This window comes from Mucilaginibacter sp. P2_A5, assembly GCF_056404995.1.
The window spans coordinates 45421-64177 of the sequence record NZ_JBFUCY010000038.1 but is presented as its reverse complement, the minus strand read 5'-3'; the positions used below and the strand labels follow the sequence as shown (position 1 = coordinate 64177).

General features: G+C 43.9%; 13 protein-coding genes. 3 read left to right on the top strand and 10 right to left on the bottom strand.

Translation table 11 applies throughout. From position 1 onward, the window contains the following. Window positions 1-314 precede the first annotated feature (314 nt). From AC1DXF_RS25535 to AC1DXF_RS25525, 3 genes are all read right to left on the bottom strand, one after another. Complete coding sequence (locus AC1DXF_RS25535) at window positions 315-1406, bottom strand: phosphatidylinositol-specific phospholipase C1-like protein (RefSeq protein ID WP_477451532.1); 1092 nt, start codon at window positions 1404-1406, stop codon at window positions 315-317. A 288-nt stretch (window positions 1407-1694) separates the two neighbouring features. Continuing rightward, complete coding sequence (locus AC1DXF_RS25530) at window positions 1695-3323, bottom strand: RagB/SusD family nutrient uptake outer membrane protein (protein WP_477451531.1); 1629 nt, start codon at window positions 3321-3323, stop codon at window positions 1695-1697. A gap of 23 nt (window positions 3324-3346) precedes the next feature. Further along, window positions 3347-6346, bottom strand: coding sequence for a SusC/RagA family TonB-linked outer membrane protein (locus AC1DXF_RS25525; protein ID WP_477451530.1), 3000 nt, complete (start codon window positions 6344-6346; stop codon window positions 3347-3349). Between the two features lie 469 nt (window positions 6347-6815). On the opposite strand from AC1DXF_RS25525, the gene AC1DXF_RS25520 reads away from it, so the two are divergent. Further along, window positions 6816-8321, top strand: coding sequence for a sensor histidine kinase (locus AC1DXF_RS25520; RefSeq protein WP_477451529.1), 1506 nt, complete (start codon window positions 6816-6818; stop codon window positions 8319-8321). Window positions 8322-8545: 224 nt separating this feature from the next. Continuing rightward, window positions 8546-9232: a LytR/AlgR family response regulator transcription factor gene (locus tag AC1DXF_RS25515; protein WP_477451528.1), complete on the top strand. Its 687-nt coding sequence runs from the start codon at window positions 8546-8548 to the stop codon at window positions 9230-9232. 453 nt (window positions 9233-9685) lie between these two features. Here AC1DXF_RS25515 and AC1DXF_RS25510 read toward each other — a convergent pair whose 3' ends face one another. The 3 genes from AC1DXF_RS25510 to AC1DXF_RS25500 all read right to left on the bottom strand — a co-directional run bounded on the left by AC1DXF_RS25510 (window position 9686) and on the right by AC1DXF_RS25500 (window position 14116). Continuing rightward, the gene (locus AC1DXF_RS25510) at window positions 9686-11086 is read right to left on the bottom strand and encodes an aminopeptidase P family protein (RefSeq protein ID WP_477451527.1); all 1401 of its coding nucleotides are present in this window, start codon (window positions 11084-11086) and stop codon (window positions 9686-9688) included. A gap of 348 nt (window positions 11087-11434) precedes the next feature. Continuing rightward, window positions 11435-12919 carry a 1-hydroxycarotenoid 3,4-desaturase CrtD gene (crtD, locus tag AC1DXF_RS25505; protein WP_477451526.1) on the bottom strand — a complete coding sequence of 495 codons (1485 nt, stop codon included), beginning with the start codon at window positions 12917-12919 and terminating at the stop codon, window positions 11435-11437. A 189-nt stretch (window positions 12920-13108) separates the two neighbouring features. After that, on the bottom strand, window positions 13109-14116 hold the full coding sequence (locus AC1DXF_RS25500) for a dipeptide epimerase (protein ID WP_477451525.1): 1008 nt from the start codon (window positions 14114-14116) through the stop codon (window positions 13109-13111). 27 nt (window positions 14117-14143) lie between these two features. Between AC1DXF_RS25500 and AC1DXF_RS25495 the strand changes: the two genes are divergently transcribed. Next, entirely contained in the window at window positions 14144-15160 is a 1017-nt protein-coding gene (locus tag AC1DXF_RS25495; protein ID WP_477451524.1) for a hypothetical protein, read from the top strand. Here AC1DXF_RS25495 and AC1DXF_RS25490 read toward each other — a convergent pair. The 4 genes from AC1DXF_RS25490 to AC1DXF_RS25475 all read right to left on the bottom strand — a co-directional run bounded on the left by AC1DXF_RS25490 (window position 15129) and on the right by AC1DXF_RS25475 (window position 18707). Further along, window positions 15129-15758 (bottom strand): rhomboid family intramembrane serine protease, encoded by a 630-nt coding sequence (locus AC1DXF_RS25490; protein WP_477451523.1) that lies wholly within the window; start codon window positions 15756-15758, stop codon window positions 15129-15131. The two genes, AC1DXF_RS25495 and AC1DXF_RS25490, sit on opposite strands and share 32 nt — an antisense overlap. Next, on the bottom strand, window positions 15759-17504 hold the full coding sequence (locus tag AC1DXF_RS25485) for a M14 family zinc carboxypeptidase (RefSeq protein WP_477451522.1): 1746 nt from the start codon (window positions 17502-17504) through the stop codon (window positions 15759-15761). 88 nt (window positions 17505-17592) lie between these two features. Beyond that, the gene (locus tag AC1DXF_RS25480) at window positions 17593-17949 is read right to left on the bottom strand and encodes an MmcQ/YjbR family DNA-binding protein (RefSeq protein WP_477451521.1); all 357 of its coding nucleotides are present in this window, start codon (window positions 17947-17949) and stop codon (window positions 17593-17595) included. Next, the gene (locus AC1DXF_RS25475) at window positions 17946-18707 is read right to left on the bottom strand and encodes a hypothetical protein (protein WP_477451520.1); all 762 of its coding nucleotides are present in this window, start codon (window positions 18705-18707) and stop codon (window positions 17946-17948) included. The genes AC1DXF_RS25480 and AC1DXF_RS25475 overlap by 4 nt, the downstream gene beginning before the upstream one ends. Window positions 18708-18757 lie beyond the last annotated feature (50 nt).

The window sequence follows — 18757 nt, the reverse complement described above, 5'->3', positions numbered from 1 at the left end:
TATTTGAGCATATTATTCATTGTTTATTGCCTCAATAGTTGAGCCCGGCTTTACAAGTGTTCCGTTTTAAAATTAACGCTATGCCGCAGATTATGACCCGGAAAACAAATCAAGGAGGTATGCAAAATATGTTCCTTTTTGGGTGTAATTCTTATGTAACCGTCATGTAACTACAGATATGTTTTTCTAACAAAAAAGGGCCTTCAGGTTATCTAAAGGCCCTTTTTTTATGTAACAAATAGTGCTATGAAACATTTTAGGTAATGATTTCTGGCGATTAAGCCCCCTGATGTGTCAATTTTATGAGATGCCGTCTATTTCCCCCCCATCGCCGCCGTCGCCTTAAACAACGGATCAACTTTAAAGTAGGTGCCATCAGCAAAACTGATCATGTAATCTGATTTAAAGTGGGTGCTTTTTTTGTAGTAGTCGGTACTGATAATTTGAGCGCCCGATTTTTGCGCGGCGGCAAATGAGCTTTTATCGTTATTGCGGGCCTCCTCGGTGTCCGAATCGGCACGGGTGCGGATGATGTATCCTTTTTTTACCAGTGCCGTAATAGCCCGCAAATCTTTTTTAGCATTGTTCATGATGTGGATGGCGGCTTCGGGCGTGCCGGGCATAGCATCGGCAAATAATACCCTGCCTTTTAACGATGGGTGGCCGGCAATATAGGCGGCCCTTTTTTTGCCTTTTTCATCCAGGATAAATATAAACTTCCCTTTAGCTGCTTTAAGCGTTGGCCAGTTATTATGTAATACTGCTGTTTCAAGGGTTTTATATTTGCCCCGTACATCGTCGGGGGTTATTACGTATTGTTTGCCCAGGTTATCCAAAATCTCTTTATCCAAAGCGGTAAATGTGGCCGAAGTAAATTTTTCGGGGATGGTAAAGCCCGGCTTCTTCATCGGCTCATCTTTGGCATTCATGGTAATAAAAACAGGGTTATGACCGGGGTGGGCATCGCTCCATTTTTTTAGCTCCTGCAGGCAAAGTTTAAAGGTTTGGCAATTGCTGCGGTAGTCAATATCCTGTATATGAAAAACTTTAAAGCCAGGCGCTTTCATTACACCATCGGTATCAAAAGCAGGTTGGCCGGGCACCCAGTCCAACCCTTTCGGGTGGGCATATTTGCCGCCTTTGGTATCGGCATAAACATCTATCTCCAGGGCACCCAAACCTAAATCAAGCTGATCTGAAAGACTAACGTGTTCATAATCAATTTTGCTCATGCCGACAGAATCGCGCTGTTGCAAAAACTTAAACAATTTGGGGTCGATAGCCCGTTTATAGCTATTGTGCGACCCTATTACCTGGATCTTATTGATGGTAATATCATCAGGATCGTTTTTTAAAACCGCCAGTGGAAATAAAAGGCTAATAAGTAAGCCGCTAATGAGTTTCATGCTTGTATATTTAATGTTCAAATAAGGTAAATAAAACCCTTCAAAAAATAGCGAAGGGTTGAAACCCGAAGTATCCGGAGGGCCTTTTAATTCCCTCCCAACGGGAGGGGTCAATGTCATTAAGTTAAGAAAAACAGAAGGACAAATAATATCGACCTTAATTCCTTAACTTAATGACAGTGCCCCTTCCCCAAGGAAGGAATCGCACGTTTCCCCGCCTTTTTTTCGAATCTTCCGAATACCTACGGCTTCCCCCTATTGCTATATTCTTTTTTCTATCAACAAATATTAATAACCAGGGTTTTGCACCAGGTTAGGATTTGTTTTTAATTCGGTTGATGGAATGGGATATAACCTGCGGGTAGGATCGGTGTTCATTTTCAGGTCGTCCGTTTTTCCACCGGCAACCGGCAACGGGTATTCTTTTTCAAACAAACCATAACGGATCAAATCATTACGGCGCCATGCTTCCCATGAAAGCTCACGTGCACGCTCATCCAGCAAACCATCCAAATCAATTGATGAGGCTACCTGCGCATGGGCACGGGCACGCAGCTTGTTTACTAATGTAAGCGGGATTTGCACTTCGCCGTTTATGGTTGTTGGTGTTGCCCCGCGTAATATAGCTTCCGCTTTCATCAGGTAAACATCAGCCAAACGGAATACCGGTACATCATTACTGTTTAACCGGGTTGCCTGGATGATGTTAACATCTGGGTAGTATTTTAGTGAACGTACACCTTCTGATTGCGAAGTAAGCACATCGTTACCCAAATCCATAGGTTTTAACCCTGTTAAGGTTAATGTAGGAATGATGTTAATTTGTGTGTTTGGCGGAACGCCGGCAGCTCCAACAGGATAATAAACGGGCTGATTGGTAAAGCCGCCATTACCATCCGGATAATATTGCGGACCAGCCAGCCATGTTTTGGTGCGGTCGTCGCCCGGAATGTTAAAACGGTTGTAAAACTCGGGCGTGGTGCTCATGGCAATACTTAAACCTACGTTAAAGCCATATGCGTTAACCAGGTAGTAAAAGAAACCGAAACGGGTAAACTGGTTGCCCGGTATTTGCTGATCGTAAGGTACTGCAAATATGGTTTCATTAATTGCCGGGCCGTTGGTTGGCAAAAATATGTCCCTGTATTTAGCATCCAGGAAGTAGTTGGTATTGGCCTGTACGCTATCGCACATGGTTACGGTTTCCTGGTAACGGGTGGTGCCGGTATATACCCCCGAGTTGAGGTACATTTTTGCAAGCAGGGCAAACACCATACCTTTTGTTGGGTGGCCATACTGCGATACGTTTGTTGGTCCGTTATTACTTTTAGCCGGCAATAAAGGTAAAACGGCTTTAAGTTCGCTTTCAATAAACGCGTACACCTTGGCACGCGGCTGATTGGCTGGTTGTACAGTTACCGGAAAATCGGTTATGATAGGTACGTTGCCGTACAAATCCATCATAAAATAAAGATACAGCGCGCGCATTGCTCTAACCTCGGCAACTGATGACGCTTTTTTTGTAGCCGATGATGATGAAGCGTTAATTACGCTAATGATACGGTTGCAGGTGTTGATACCCCCAAAGCCCCATTGCCAAACACCTATTACGTTGGGGTGGTCAAAGGTCCAGGTGTGGTAGTGTAATTGCCTGTACTGGCCGCCGTCGTCAAAGTTGCCGTCGCGGGCAGGCAGGATAGCCTCATCGGTAGACATATCCTGCATGCGCCAGTATGGCACCGCGTAACTTGCCGACAGGTTTGAATAAATGGTACCCAGTAATGCGGTGTAATCGGCATCGGTAACCGGGAAATTTGATTTTACATATTGTGATTCAACAGGTACATCTAATTTTGTACATGAATATGTGCTCATGATCACAGCAATTGCGGCACATATTATAATTATCTTTTTCATCTTTTTTATCTCCTTCTGATTTTTTAGAATTGTGCAGTTATACCTAAGCTGAATGTGCGTGTTTTAGGATAGAAATCGCGATTATCGATACCCGGGGTTAAGCCACCGATATTAATTTCGGGATCAACGCCACGGTATTTGGTGATGATAAAAATATTATTGCCCGATGCATAAAAACGCAGGCTTTTAAAGGCCTGGATATGTGGCTTAATGGTATAACCCAAAGTAGCATTATCTAAACGCAGGTATGAACCGCTTTCCAGGAAACGATCAGAGATGAGGTAAGCATTGATATCTTTAAACGATTCGTCTAAAGTAAACGTTGGGATATTCTGCAATTTTGAGTCGGCCGGGTTGTTTAACGCGGCAAGGGTTGCGTTCAGTACCTTGTTGCCATACACACCACGTACCAGAAAGTTAAGGTCGAAGTTTTTATAGAAGAAACTGTTGCTCCAGCCGTAAATCAGTTTAGGTTGCGCATCGTATTTAATAAACTGATCGGATGTAAGTGGCTGGGTAGCAGTTATTGATCCGTCGGCCTTTTGATAGGTACTTACGCCGTTAGCGTTTTTACCTAAATAATGCCACAGGTTAAATGTACCGATAGCATAGCCCGGCTGAATGATCTGGCTGTAGTTGCCCGACTGACCCTTACCGCCTAACTGTGCTGTTTGAATAAAGTTAAGGCCAAACTGGCTGTTTGATAAACTTTGTACAACGTTTTTGTTATGCGAAACGTTGAATGAAGTACGCCAGGTAAACGCCTGTGTTTTTACGGGTACTGCGTTGATAACAATCTCGAAACCGCTGTTTTTAATTTTACCTACGTTAGCAGTATAAAATGGGTAAAAATACAATGTGGTTGACACCGGGTAAGTATAGATCAGATCGGATGTTTTCTTGATATAGTAATCAACCGAACCGGTGATACGGTTGTTCAGGATCCCGAAATCCAAACCGATGTTGGTGGTTGCTGTACTTTCCCATTTCAAATCGGGGTTATCATTACGTACCGGACCAATAGGGTTAACAATGTTACCATTGCTTAAAAATTTACCACCACCCGGAGGGACGCCGTAAATTAACCTCGCAGTAAAGGCGTCGAAGCCTAAACTGTTACCCGATACACCGTAGCCAGCCCTTAATTTCAGATCGCTGATAACCGGAATAGATTTCATGAACTCTTCGTTAATGATCTTCCATCCTGCAGAAACAGCCGGGAAGTAACCATGACGCTGGTTAATACCAAATGCCGAAGAACCATCTTCCCTCAATGACGCCTGTAATAGGTATTTGTCCGAAAACTCATACTGAGCACGTGCATAGAACGACACGAACCTTAACGTTGAAATATAGGCAGGATTAAATACTATTTGCGAAAGCTGGCTAGGGTTTGATAACGCAAGATAGTTGTAAGTTAAGGCATCGTTTGAGAAGTTTTGTGTTTGTACACCAAAACCGTCATTGTTACGATCCTGCTGATAAGAGTAACCACCCAATAATTTCAATGAGTGCTTTCCAAAAACACGATCATAATTAAAATAAGCTTCAACAACATTGCTGGTGTTAGTATAGGCACTGCGTACAGCTACGCCGTTTTGGTTAACATAGATACCAGACTGGCTTGTAGAGTACGTGTTTACGTTGTTCTGCTCTTTTTGGGTTGACCCAGATATAGTAAACTTTAACCCTTTTAATATGTCGACGGAGGCAAAACCATTGATGAGGGTTTTGTTATTTTCTGTTTTGGTGAAGTTGTTGTTAATTAAACTTAACGGGTTTAAAGGGCCGCTACCTGTACGGCTTAAGTTTTCTTTGTAAGTGCCATCGGGGTTAAAAGGGCTAACGGTTGGCAGGTAAAATAAAATACCCGATAACACCTGGCTTTGAAATATATCGTTGTTTTTGGTAACGCTGTTGGTAAGGGTGATACCCAGTTTTAAACGATCATTAAAAAAACGCTGGTTGATATAGCCTTTGTAAATAGTACGCTCAAGGCTGGTATTTCTTAGTATACCATTATTTTTCATATAGTTTACGCTTGCACCATATTCCGAATTGGTACCGGCACCGCCATATGAAAGGTTATGGTTTTGAGAATAACCTGTTCTTTCGGCAAGCTTTTGCCAATTGGTATTGGAGCCATCATCATCAGTAGGCTTGGCCAATGCTTTTACACCATTGTCGGCCAGGTATTGGCGCAGCCGATCGCCGGTAAGTACGTCGATGTTTTTTGATACGTTCTCAACAGCACCATAAGCGCTGTAAGTTAGCCTTGTTTGCCCGGCTTTGGCCCTGCGGGTAGTAACTATAATTACGCCGTTTGCAGCACGTGAACCGTAAATGGCTGTAGACGATGCATCTTTTAACACATCGATGCTTTCGATATCGGCCGGAGCAAGCAGGTCAATAGATGCGCCAGGTACGCCATCAATTACATAGAAGGGCTGCTGAGCCGCACCCTCGCGCAGGGTTGATGGTCCCCTTAAAATAGTTGCAGGCTGTTTGTTGGGGTCGCCGCTTTTGGTAATGTTTAAGCCGGCTACCTTACCTTGCAAAAGCTCGGCAGGTGTAGTTAATACCCCCTGGTTAAAGTCTTCGGCTTTTACCGATGTAATTGCGCCGGTTACATCCTTACGGCTTGCGGTGCCATAACCAATAACCACAACATCTTTTAGTTGTTTGGTATCGGTTACCAGGGTAATGTTTACAATGGTTTTTGTGCCCACGGTTACTTCTTTGGGTACCGAACCTAAAAATGTAAATTTCAAAACATCATCGGCCCCGCTAACGGTTACCTGGTAAATACCATTGCTATTGGTTGTGGTTGCTTTACTTGTACTTTTAACGGTTACCACTACACCTGGCAGGGGTGTATTGGTTTCGTCGGTAACGGTACCGCGTATGGTGGTGCTTTGCTGCGCGCGAACGCTTGCCGAGGCTATCAGCATAAAAAGCAGCAGCATGGCCGCTTGCCTTGCGTGGTAAAATAGCCTTAAAATGAATCTGTAGTTTTTTTTCATAGTGTTGATTTAATTTTATACCCTTTTGTGTAAGATGATTACCGGCCCAAAGAATATTAGCCGATGATATTTTTGTGCAAAAAAACGCTTATGTTGTTAGCATGAGATAAAATTGCTGTTAACTTATCGGCAAACAGAGGCCAGGTAAATAATTGGTTGTGCAAGCAAAATAAATGAATTTATAGCTAATTTTTAGAGAAATGCAAAAAATACAAGCATTTTGCAAGTGGCCGGGATTAACTAATGATTAACAATGCTTTAAAAGATTTTTAACGGGTGTAAATGTTACACTAAATTAAGCCGGGAAGATGGTGGTGGATGCCATAAAAACAAAGAAGCGGCAACTCCAAAGCCAGCCACAGCAACGGGTTCGTCACATTTTTTGGATGGTTTATCACATTTTAATAATTGGACAAAATAGCTTTTGTACCATTGCAGCAGTAAACACATACCTTAAATCACAAAAACAATGAACAACATTATAAACACAAGATTAAAAACAGATGTAGCCCGGTTAGAATTTTGGATAGTTACTGCAATTATTGTGGCGGCGCTGGTACTGGGCGTAATTGATGTTCACAAGGCCAACCTAGCAACCAGTGTTTCATTTAATACTACTGTAAATGGGTTTACCGTCGACTCCGGTGCTTTTCAAAGCAATCCCGTAGTAGCTGTTTTATTTAATTACGTCATCATTTTTATAAGCTACCTGCTGCTTTGCTTTTATGTTGCGCCCGCCTTTGAACATCAGGACAATTCGGCCTCCAACTCCTTATTTGTATTTGTTTTTATTGCTATTTGCTTCACAATCGGCATTATCGATCTGTATTTTGCTACCCTGCTTGCTTTAAAAATATTGATCATTTTTTTTAACCGCAATAAGCAAAATGCAGCAAATGCTTTATATTATGAAACAGCCCTGCTCACCGCCTTGTGGATATTGATGATGGTCGGGATGTTTTATATATCCACACCTACCTGGATGAAGTTTTTTATTTTGTACGATGTGCCTTCATTAATGATAACCTATTTATACGCGGTACATCGGGTAATACCCAAACTATCGTTAAAAAGGCACCGGTTTTTATCGTACATGGGCCGTATGCTGCTGCTAAACCTCCTGTCGACAATTGTTTTATCAGCAATGTGCGCAGCGCTTGTTAGTAACAGGCAGACGACAAGCGGAATACCTGACGAAATGATAAACCAGCTAAAAAACATTTCGGCTATTCATGGGATGGATGACCAATCGGTGCCAATCATAATCGTAAGTAACTTTTTTATCCAATTGATAGTTGTTTTACCATATGCCTGGAATACCTACAAAAGGCGCAACGCTAAAAAAGACGAAGAAATCAAAGCCCTTAAAACCGAATTGGGCCAATCCGACGCCAACCTTAACTTTTTAAAATCACAAATTAACCCGCACTTTTTATTCAACGCCCTAAATACGCTGTATGGCACCGCCCTGCAGGAAAATGCCGGGCGTACCAGCGAAGGCATTCAAAAACTGGGCGATATGATGCGTTTTATGCTGGAAGAAAACGTACGCGACAAAATCCTGCTATCGCGGGATATCGACTATCTTAAAAACTACATCCTGCTGCAAAAACTGCGTACCTCTGCTTCATCATCTATCATCATTGAAACCCAGATTGAAGACTACCAGGGCACGCTAACAATAGCCCCTATGCTGCTGATCCCTTTTGTGGAGAATGCATTTAAACATGGCATAAGCCTGCAAAACCCATCGCACATAAAGGTTACCCTGCAAACCGATGGTAACACGCTTTACTTTGATGTGCACAACAGCATCCACATTCGCCACGATAACGACCCCGAAAAAGGGCAAAGCGGCATCGGGCTCGATAACGTGAAACAAAGGCTCACACTGCTTTATCCCAACCGGCACGATTTGGTTATCCGTGAAAATGCCAAAGAGTTTTTTATCCATTTGACGGTGCAACTGGTGTGAAGTCAAGAGTTCTAAGCCTTAAGTTCTAAGTCTAAAGTTTTTTTTTCTTTTGACTTAGAACTTAAGACTTTGGGCTAAAGAATATCCGTCAATTTATCGTTGACACGACACTATATAGGATCTATTAATTAATTTCACATATATTCTTTTATCAATAGAATCAATGACTTAGCTTTAAGCCTTGTGCATTCTGCTTTTAGCTTCTATATAATTAAATTTAAAGAATGATAGCTATTGCCATTGATGATGAACCCATAGCGCTTGACGTGGTGAAATCGCACGCGGCCAAAGTGCCCTTTATCGAACTGAAGGAAACATTTACCAACGCATTTGACGCACTTACCTACCTGCAAAAAAATAAAACAGATTTACTATTCCTTGATATTAAAATGCCCGACATCAGCGGAATTGATTTTTTAGGCAGCATCACCAACCCGCCGATGGTTATTTTTACCACCGCATACTCTGAACATGCTGTAAAAAGTTTTGAGCTGGATGCCATTGATTACCTGCTGAAACCGTTTTCGCTGCCGCGCTTTTTAAAAGCCTGCAATAAAGCCCATGAGCTGTATGCATTACGCAGCAAACTCGGCAACGCCGACGAGACGGCCTCTGTATTTATAAAAGACGGTTATGAGCAAATTAAAGTTAAGCTGGATGAGATCCTGTTTATTGAGGCCGCCGGCAACTATACCAAAATATACCTGCTGGGCGGCAGCTCATTAAGCACCCGGATAACTATTACAGATATGCTGTTAATGCTGCCTGCCAAAAAGTTTATCCGTACGCACCGGGCCTTTATAGTAGCCCGCGATAAAATCAGCAGGTTTGACAGGGGCCAGATTAATATCAACGAGCATAGCATACCCATTGGGGCTACTTATGACGTATTCCGTTCTTTGTCGTCCTGAGTTGCAAAACTTTCTGCGGGGAACGAAGCAATCGCGAACTATACAGGGTGGACCTGCACAGTTCGCAATTGCCGCGCTGCGGCTATAATGACAGATTATAAGCTACTGATTATCCGGTATCTTTTTTAGGTTTTTCAACGTAGAGACGCATAATTGCGTCTCCCGCGTGCAAATCACGCATGCAAATTGATCTTGCAATTCGGCCTTGCAGATCCAGAATGTCCTGCGGGAGACGCAATTATGCGTATCTACAATGACTCGCAGGAATCTCATTACTATTTTTTGCAGGTAGGCTGGCGGTTCCTCGCAATGACAAAGTTATTGTGATGTTCTAAAACCAACACCCCATCCCCATTTTTTTAGGTTCCCTGATGGATACCCGCAATAACCTGGCTATTAGGCCCCTAAAATCAAAACATCATCTGCACATCTGAAATCTGGAATCTGCACATCTTACTTCAACCCCTCTATCTCCTTTAACGTCTTTGGCAAATATTTACCCAGCAAGTGGCTGCCGGTATCGGTTATCAAAAAGTTATCCTCGATACGGATGCCGCCGAAATCGCGGTAGGTGTTCAGTACATCATAGTTGATGAAGTCGGTGTATTTGTTTTCGGCCTGCCAGCGGTCGATGAGTTCGGGGATGATGTAGATGCCGGGCTCAATGGTGAGTACGTAGCCGGCTTCCAGTTCGCGGCCCAGGCGCAGGGATTTGAGGCCGAAAACGGTGGTTTCTTTTTTAAGCGTATCGGTATAGCCTACGTAGGGTTCGCCAAGGTCTTCCATATCGTGGGTATCCATGCCCAGCATGTGGCCCAGTCCGCACTGAAAAAACATGGTATGCGCGCCGGCGGCAACGGCTTCGGCGGCATCGCCCTTCATGATGCCGGCCTGGCTTAGGCCTTCCACCAGTTTCTGGCAGGCGGCCAGGTGAATGTCTTTATAACGTACACCTGGTTTCAGCATGCTGATGGCATGGTCCATGGAGTTAAGCACCACTTCGTATAGTTCGGCCTGGCGGGTGGTAAACTGTTGGCCCACGGGAACGGTGCGGGTAAGGTCGCCGCCGTAGTGCATGGCGTTTTCGGCGCCGATGTCGCACAGCAGCATCTGGCCGTCCTGCAGGGTGTGGCCGTAGTAATGGGTGTGCAGGGTTTCGCCGCGGGGCGTAATAATGGCCGGGTAACCCAGGCGCGAGTCGGCCGCAATGGCTACCTCGTTGGCTTTGGCTACCAGCTCGTAGCCCTTAATGCCGGGGCGGGTGTTTTTGATAACGGCCAGCTGCATATCTACACTAATGGATACCGCTTTTTCCATTTCTGCGATTTCCAATGGGGTTTTAATCACCCGCTGGGCAATTACGGCTTTGATGAGTTTTACCGAAACATGATCGGCCACATCCTGCAGGCTCACATTGAGCCAGGCGGCCAGTTTAATTTTATTTTCGGGGCGGTAAGGCGGCAGTATATGCACCTTGCGCCCGGTAGTTTGCGCTTTGTGGATGTAGTGGCTAATATCGTTGTACGGGCGGGTTTGGGTAACGCCAACCATGGCAGCCATTTCGCTCACGGTAGGCAGTACGCCTGTCCAGATAATGTCGTCGATGCTCAGCTCGTTGCCGAAGATCACAGCCTCGCCGGTGTCTGTGTCAATAACGGCGGCCAGCCCGGCAACATCCAGCCCGAAGTAATACAGAAAACTGCTATCCTGGCGGTAGCTAAAATGGTTATCCTTATAGTTCATGCTGCTTTCCTCGTTGCCCAGCAGCACAATAAGGCCATCGTTGGCCATGCTTTGGGTTAACACCTGCCGCCTATCGGCATAAACCTGCTTATCGAATAGTTGAAGATCCATGCCGCAAATATAAGCCCCCTAACCCTATGTAGTTAATTAAAGAAAAGTAAAAATAATATCGAATAATGAATTTCGAATTTCCAACGCAGAAGTTTCCCCTTCATTATTCGACATTGGGAGTTCGGTGCTCGATATTGAAAATAAGTTCGGATTTTACGACTTATGAAAGCCGCCGATGTTTGAAAGCGGAGTTTTTATTGGAAATTTTTTAACAAAAGTGGGGTACTTTTTAAAGTGATAAAAAGTGTTAATTTTTGTAATATTTTTATCGAAATAATAGCAGGTTTGTACGTGTTTTTTGCTATTTTTAGCTATAAAAATGTGCTTTTTTTGTGTAAAAAACGCACTTTAAGAAGTTTGAGGGAAATCATCGGCAATCCAGCTGCTTACGATTTTTGCAGACAGTAAACAAAGCGGTATCCCGCCGCCCGGATGGACACTCCCCCCGCAAAAATACAGGTTTTTGATTTTGCCCGATTTATTGGCATGCCGCAAAAATGCCGCGAACCGGCTGTTGCTGCTGGTGCCATACAACGAGCCCTGGTAGGATGAGGTTTTGCTCTCAATCCGCCGCGGATCGAGCATGGTTTCGGAAACAATGAGGCTTTCGATATCGTCGCCTAAAATGCGGGTGAGTTTCTTGAGGATGTTTTCGCGGGCGGTGGCAACCAGGATATCCCATTCCTGCCCCACATTGGCCGGCACGTTAATCATAGTAAACCAGTTTTCGCAGCCGGCGGGGGCATCATCAGGCTTGTATTTCGAGCTGATATTGAGGTAGATAGTAGGATCGTGGAAGATGTCTTTATCCTGCCAGATATGGTCAAACTCGGCCTTGTAATCGGTACTGAAAAAGATGTTGTGCAGGTCAAGCTCGGGGAACCGCCTGCTGATGCCCCAGTAAAATATCAGCGCCGAGCTACTGCGCTCCTGGCTTAGGATTTTCCGGGGGAATAGTTTGGGATGGGCCTTTAGTAGCCTGTGGTAGGTGAACCATACATCCATGTTGGATATGATGATGTCCCCGCTGATTGCCCCTTCTTTAACCTTAATACCTATTGCCTTGCCGCCCTGCAAAACCACCTCATCCACAGCCGATTGGTAGTGGAACTTAACGCCCAATGATTCAGCCAGCTCAACCAAACTGCCGGTGATGTTGTACATACCCCCCTTAGGAAAATAGGCGCCAAAGTGATGCTCTAAATGCGGTATTACGTTCAGTGTTGCCGGGGCAGCATAAGGGTTTGATCCGTTATAGGTGGCATACCTGTCGTAAAACTGCACCAGCCGGTCGTCCTTAAAAAAACCTTCATTGGCCTTGTGCATGGTACGGAAGGCGTCGATTTTGGCAAAGTCTAAAGTGGATTTTACGGTATCGCGGCGCAAAAACGTTTTAAGCCGGTGCAGCGACCGTTCCAGGAAAACGTGGCTGGTAATGTCATAAATAGCCGCGCTATTGGCCAGGTATTTTTCAACCGATGCAACAGGCTCGCCGGTAATACTATTTATCCCGGCGGTAAATTGCTCAGTATCAGCGCAAGCGTCTAGTTGGGTTCCATCCTCATAAAAGTACCGGCAAACGTTATCCAGCTTTTGGTAGCTAAAAAAATCTTCAGGTTTTTTACCGGCGAGGGTAAATAACTCATCCACATACTGCGGCATGGTAAACAGGCTCGGCCCGGCATCAAAGCGAAAGCCGTCCTGTTCAAATTCAGATAGTTTACCGCCGGGATAGCTGTTTGCTTCAAAAACTTCAACCTCGTGTCCCTGCACCGCAAGCCTTATCGCTGTCGCGATGCCTGCTATGCCGGAGCCGATGATTAAAACTTTCATTTCACACGAATGTCACTAATTTATTTTGACACGAATCTCACCAATTGAATCGAATTTCACGAATCTTAAATAGACACTAACTTCACGAATGGGGCGAATAAGCGCGAACCCTTTATATGTGCAAATTAATTGATTATCAAATTTATAAAGCAGATTGGTGAAATTCCATTAAATCTGTGAAATTCGTATTTATCGTAATCCCAATCCGGGGTCGTTATTTAATATATACTTACCATCGGCAAAACCGGGCATCTGGTATGGGTTGTTGCTTACCAGGAAGGGCCCGTCCAGGTCAACCCAATCGCATTGGGGGGCAAGGGCTAAACCGGCCAGTGCCGCGCAACTGGTTTCGGTCATACAACCTATCATGATTTGCAGGCCCAGTTCACGTGCTTTGGTTATCATTCGTTTGGCTTCGTGCATCCCTGCCGATTTCATGAGTTTGATGTTGATGCCGGTGTACACGCCTTTGGCTTTCTCCACATCCTCAAAGCGCTGTACGGCCTCATCACCAATAATGGGGATGGGGCTGCGCTCTGTGAGCCAGGCATTGCTGTCGGGGTCGGTTTTTAGCATGGGTTGCTCTATCAGCTGCACGCCTTGTTCCTGCAGCCAGTAGGTCATGTCAAGGCTTTGCTGTAAATCTGTCCAGCCCTGGTTGGCATCAACATATAATGGCACACCCGTAACCGAGCGAATGGTACCTATCAGTTCTTTATCTGTATCGCGCCCAAGCTTTACCTTTATCACTTTAAAACCTTCGGCCTCTTTTACTTTTTTGATGATCATTTCGGGCGTATCAATGCCGATGGTAAAGCTGGTTACAGGCATCAGGGCAGGGTTACTACCCAAAAGCTGCCAGCAAGGCTGGCCTTTAATTTTGCCATCCAGGTCATGCAGGGCAATGTCAATGGCTGCTTTTATAGCAGGATTACCGGGAGCTATGCTATCTAAATAACTGATTATCGACCCAAAATCAAATGGATAACTAAACCGGCCAATATCCACTTTACTTAAAAACTCCGTAGCGCTCTGATAACTTTCGCCCATGTAGGGCACCATTGATGCTTCGCCGTAACCGGTAAAGCCTTCATGTTTTAGCTGCACCAGCATAACCGGGGTTGTAGTGCGCGAAAACTTGGCTATGGTAAAAGCGTGTCTAAGTTGTAACTCGAAGGGTTGATATGTCAGTTCCATGTTAAAAACCAAAGCTAAAAGTTTAGAATGAATTTCGTGCTTATCTTTGCGGCCATGCCGGCACAAATTTATTCACCGTTTCAGCGTTTTAATTTCAGTAACAGCAAATGTTTCCTTACGGGCGAGGCTTTAAATTCTGAAGAAGAAAAGATACAGGTTTTTCCGCAATGGCTCATGAGCCGTTATAACCTGGAAGACCAGCCTTTTAAGCTGCTCGACGAAAGCATGGCCACCTACAAGGACCTAAAACTCCCTTGCAGTGCCGCCATAAACGAACAATATTTGGAACCGCTGGAGGCCGAAATAGCCGCCGCGTTTGAAACGGGCTATGAAGCCGTAAAAAAGCTTGACGAATTCAAGCTTTTTCAATGGGCAGGCAAATTGCTGTACGGGATAATTTTTAACGAAATACAGGCCGGTATTCGCCAGCAGCATGCGCAGGGCGAAGAGTTTAATATTTCGCAGGCCATTATTCACCGGTTCAGCAACCTGCACCTAATGCTGCAAACGCTTAACCTGCCTATTGAACTAGACGGCTTTAAACCCTACAGCATCGCTTTGTTTAAGGTTGACAATGCCGACAATGTGTTTGGCTATCGCGATGAAATCAACACGCTAACATTCTCGCTGCGGATAAAAGACTTTGGATTGGTAATATGCCTGCAGGATAATGGCTCAAATGGCCGCTATCACCAGGAAATGCTGGATAAAATAGCAGAGCAACCCCTGCACCCAATCCAGTTTGAAGAAGTGAATGCCCGTTTTTTTTATTCGGCATACCTGTTTAACCGCCTGCCCGAGTACGAGGTAATGCCCGTTGGCGATACCATTTACATAGAAGCCGCCCCCTTACGCGGCACCAGCAGCAAACCCTTGTTTGACGACTGGATGAACAAAACCTACGGCCAGGTGCTGGAAAACTTTTGGAAAAACTGGGGCTTTTTACTGTTAGAGATCATCAAAAACCCCAATGCCCCTATGAGCTTCCTGTTTAATACCAATGGCGATTTTGTTAGTGCAGCAACGATTGAACTTTCCCGGTAACCTGGTGGAGAAATTCTGATAATACCGGCGGGTTTAATAAAAACGTGATGAGTAAGCCTGCCAATGCACCGAATAAGTGGGCATCGTGGTTAATGTTATCACGGCTATATTTGGATGCATAGCTGCAATACACCAGGTATAAAATGCCAAATACAAATGCCGGCACCCTGAAAGGTAAAATAAGCAGCCCCATTTGGGCTAACGGATAATATAATATAAAACCAAATATCACTGCGCTTATGGCCCCCGAAGCGCCAAGACTATAATAGCTATAGTTTTCTTTATGTTTTATTACCGATGGCATATCGCTTAAAATAAGGCTTACCATATATAACATACCAAATTGCCAATGCCCAATGGTTTGCTCCAGCGTGAAAGCAAAAAAATAAAACGATAGCATATTAAACACCAGGTGCATCACATCCTTATGGATAAAGCCACTGGTTATAATAGTGTAAACATAATGCCCGCGCGAAACATTATAGGGGTGCAGCATTAATTTTCCATACAAATTCTGATTGTAAAACGCCATTATAGAAACAATCAGGGTTATAGCAAATATCAAAGATGCTACAGGTGTTGCGATAAGGTAATCCATTTATTTAAGGTCGAGTTTAGTATCGTTTAAAATGCGGCCCACGGGGTAACGCATGTACGTTTTTTCGAACCAGGGCGAGTTTTTATATACAAAAAACAGCTGCGCCTGGGCACTGCTTGCTAATTGCGGGTCTTTTACTTTGGCATCATCCAGTTTCCGTTTCAGGGCAGGGTCTTGTTTTAGCAAACCGGCGGCTTTATCTTCAAAAACATAGTCAGAAAAGTATTCCTTCTCGCCCAGCATCGAATCAAAAAAGTTCCAGGCAAAAAATGAATCAACGCCCTGGGGCTCCAAAGTTTCCACAATATACCGGTTAATAGCCTGGTTGGTATATACAACGTAATCGCCGGCATAAAATTTTACTGCCATATCAACCGGGTTTAATTGTACGCTGCTATGGAGGTAATGGCCTTCAAACGGGCGTGTTGGTGTTTTAATATCGCCCAAATAATACATCTGCAGGTTTAATGTGGTATCATGCGCCAGTTGCTGCATTTTTACACCATTCTGCTTAAACAAATCAATTACTTTGCCCCATGCCTGTGGTATTACATAAGCAAGCGGCTTATCGGCGGTTACTGTTGCTTTGTAGGTGTTGTAAAATTTGATGACTTTGGTATAAGGCTTATTCCTGTCATAATACAAGCGTTTCAGCCCGCTTACATCGCTGGTTTTGTAGCCTGCCTCGTATCCTTTAAAGGTAATGGTATCCACGGCTTTCATATCCACCTCCCATTTTAACGGGAATGTTTTTTGGCTGATAACTGCCGCATCGGCTTTTTTCTTCAAATCGCCTATCAGTTTGGCATCACGCTGGTTTATATCAATCAAATGCTGCATAAAATCATAAGTGGCATATACCCGTTTATCAAATGGTTTAAGCATATGTGTTTCGGTAATATAGCTGATGATGTTATGCTGGGCAGTAAAGCCGGTTGCAAAACGGGGCGTTTCTAAAAAACTCACGATACCCGAGTCTGGCAGGCCTTCTTCACCCGCGCCATAAGGAATCATCTCATAACCGCTTTTTTTCATGTGGCTATACAGGTATGGCGTCATTGTTTTGGCAGTATAATCGGCCAGTATAGGGTTTTGCTTGTCTTTCTGGGTTTCTATCAGTGTCATCACATACTGATAGTCGGCGCCATCGCTGGTGTGGTTGTCTAAAAACACTTCGGGTTTCCAGGTGGTTAATATCTGTGTAAAAGCAAGCGCATTGCGGCTATCCGCTTTTATAAAATCGCGGTTCAAATCCAGGTTGCGGTAATTACCCCTGAAACCATATGCAACCGGCCCGTTTTGGCTTACACGGCTTTGGCCGCGGTTAAGGTTGCCATCAATATTGTATAATGCTACCAGGCAAATCACTACATCCTTTGGCAACTGGTTCTTTTTAAGCAGATCGCGCACCAGCATCATGCTGGCATCAATACCCTCCGGCTCGCCGGGGTGAATACCGTTGTTGATTAGCAAAACGCGTTTATCCTGTTTTTTTATTTGCGCGGGATCGAAAACACCGTTTTTTGAAAGCACGATCAATGTTAATGGCTTGCCCACATCGGTAGTGCCATAATTGATCATTTTCATTTGCCTGGGATACAGTTTATTTACCTTTTGATAGTAGCTAATAACTTCGGCATAAGTAGCCGTGTAATTTTTATCCTTGCTTAATTCAAAAGGGGTCAACTGTGCTTTTGCGCTTATCCCAATAAAAAAAAGAAGTATGGCTGATAAAAATGATTTCATGAAATTGCTTTTTTCCAAAGATAGGTGGGAAGAGTTAAGAATCAAGAGTCAAGAGTCAAGAATCAAGACAGCTGCAAAACACTTGCTGTTATGTTAAATCCGAGAGTTCTGCCTGAACTTTTTTAGGCAGGCTTTTTACCACCTGTTCATAGGAATGATCAATCATTTCGCAAAGCTGTTTGCGGGTTAATGAGCCATCCATATAAACTGTGTTCCATAGTTTTTTATTCATATGATAGCCGGGAATTACCTCCGGATAACGCTCGCGCAATTCAATGGCAAGTTCGGGATCGCATTTTACGTTGAAGCGGTTGCCATTGGTTAACCCTATAAGCAGGTATATTTTTTCGGCAACTTTAAACACAAGGGTCTCCTCGCCAAAAGGGAAGCCTTCGGTTGTACCTGGTTTTTGCAGGCAATAATCACGTAATTCTTCTACGTTCAATAGCCAAACCTCCTTATCGGTTTGTTATAAGATGTTCTTGGCAAGAATGAAAATTCAAAATTGTATTTGACACCTATTGTAACATAGGTATACTGATCTGTTGCGTTATTTTTATATTTATTTACCGGATCATTGTATCCGTCAATACCTTCGCCATAAGCATAATAATGTTGTATTCCTATGTCAATTCCCCACAAGGGTATTGATTCATCGCCCCCGTAAATCTTAAATTCGTACCCTAATCTTATCGGCACCATTAGATTGACGCTTGAGTTTTTACCCTGAAAACCTTCAGTATCACCAATCGCGGCATTAGCCAAAATCTGATTGGTACGTTGAATATCTGTCATTTTATTAAACACAAAGCCCAATCCGGTACCGATGTAAAAACCTTTGATACGGTCTAAAAACCAGCTGTCTGCGTAGTCGATAATCTCACCTGCCTGTAAATCTCCGTGAATATTTAATGAAAGATAATTGTTATTGAAAATCCGGCCCGACTTATCAACAGCCGGATTACGGCTGCCTCCTGAAAACGTACCTTTTTGTAGTTCAAGAGCAATTGGTAAATATGGGCTAAAGTTATACACAAATGCAGCACTAAACGCCGGGTGGAAATCTTGTTTGTTTAAATCAGCTTCGGCCTTTCCATAACTCCCACTAATAGAAAAGCCAACCTGGTTATAATTGTAATAGGTTTGCGCTTTTGCGGCAACCGTAGCGAGAGTCAAAACAAAAAAAAGAATATATTTTTTCAATGTTAATTTTTATCAATATTTACAAAAGCACATGCCGGTTTACAAACGGC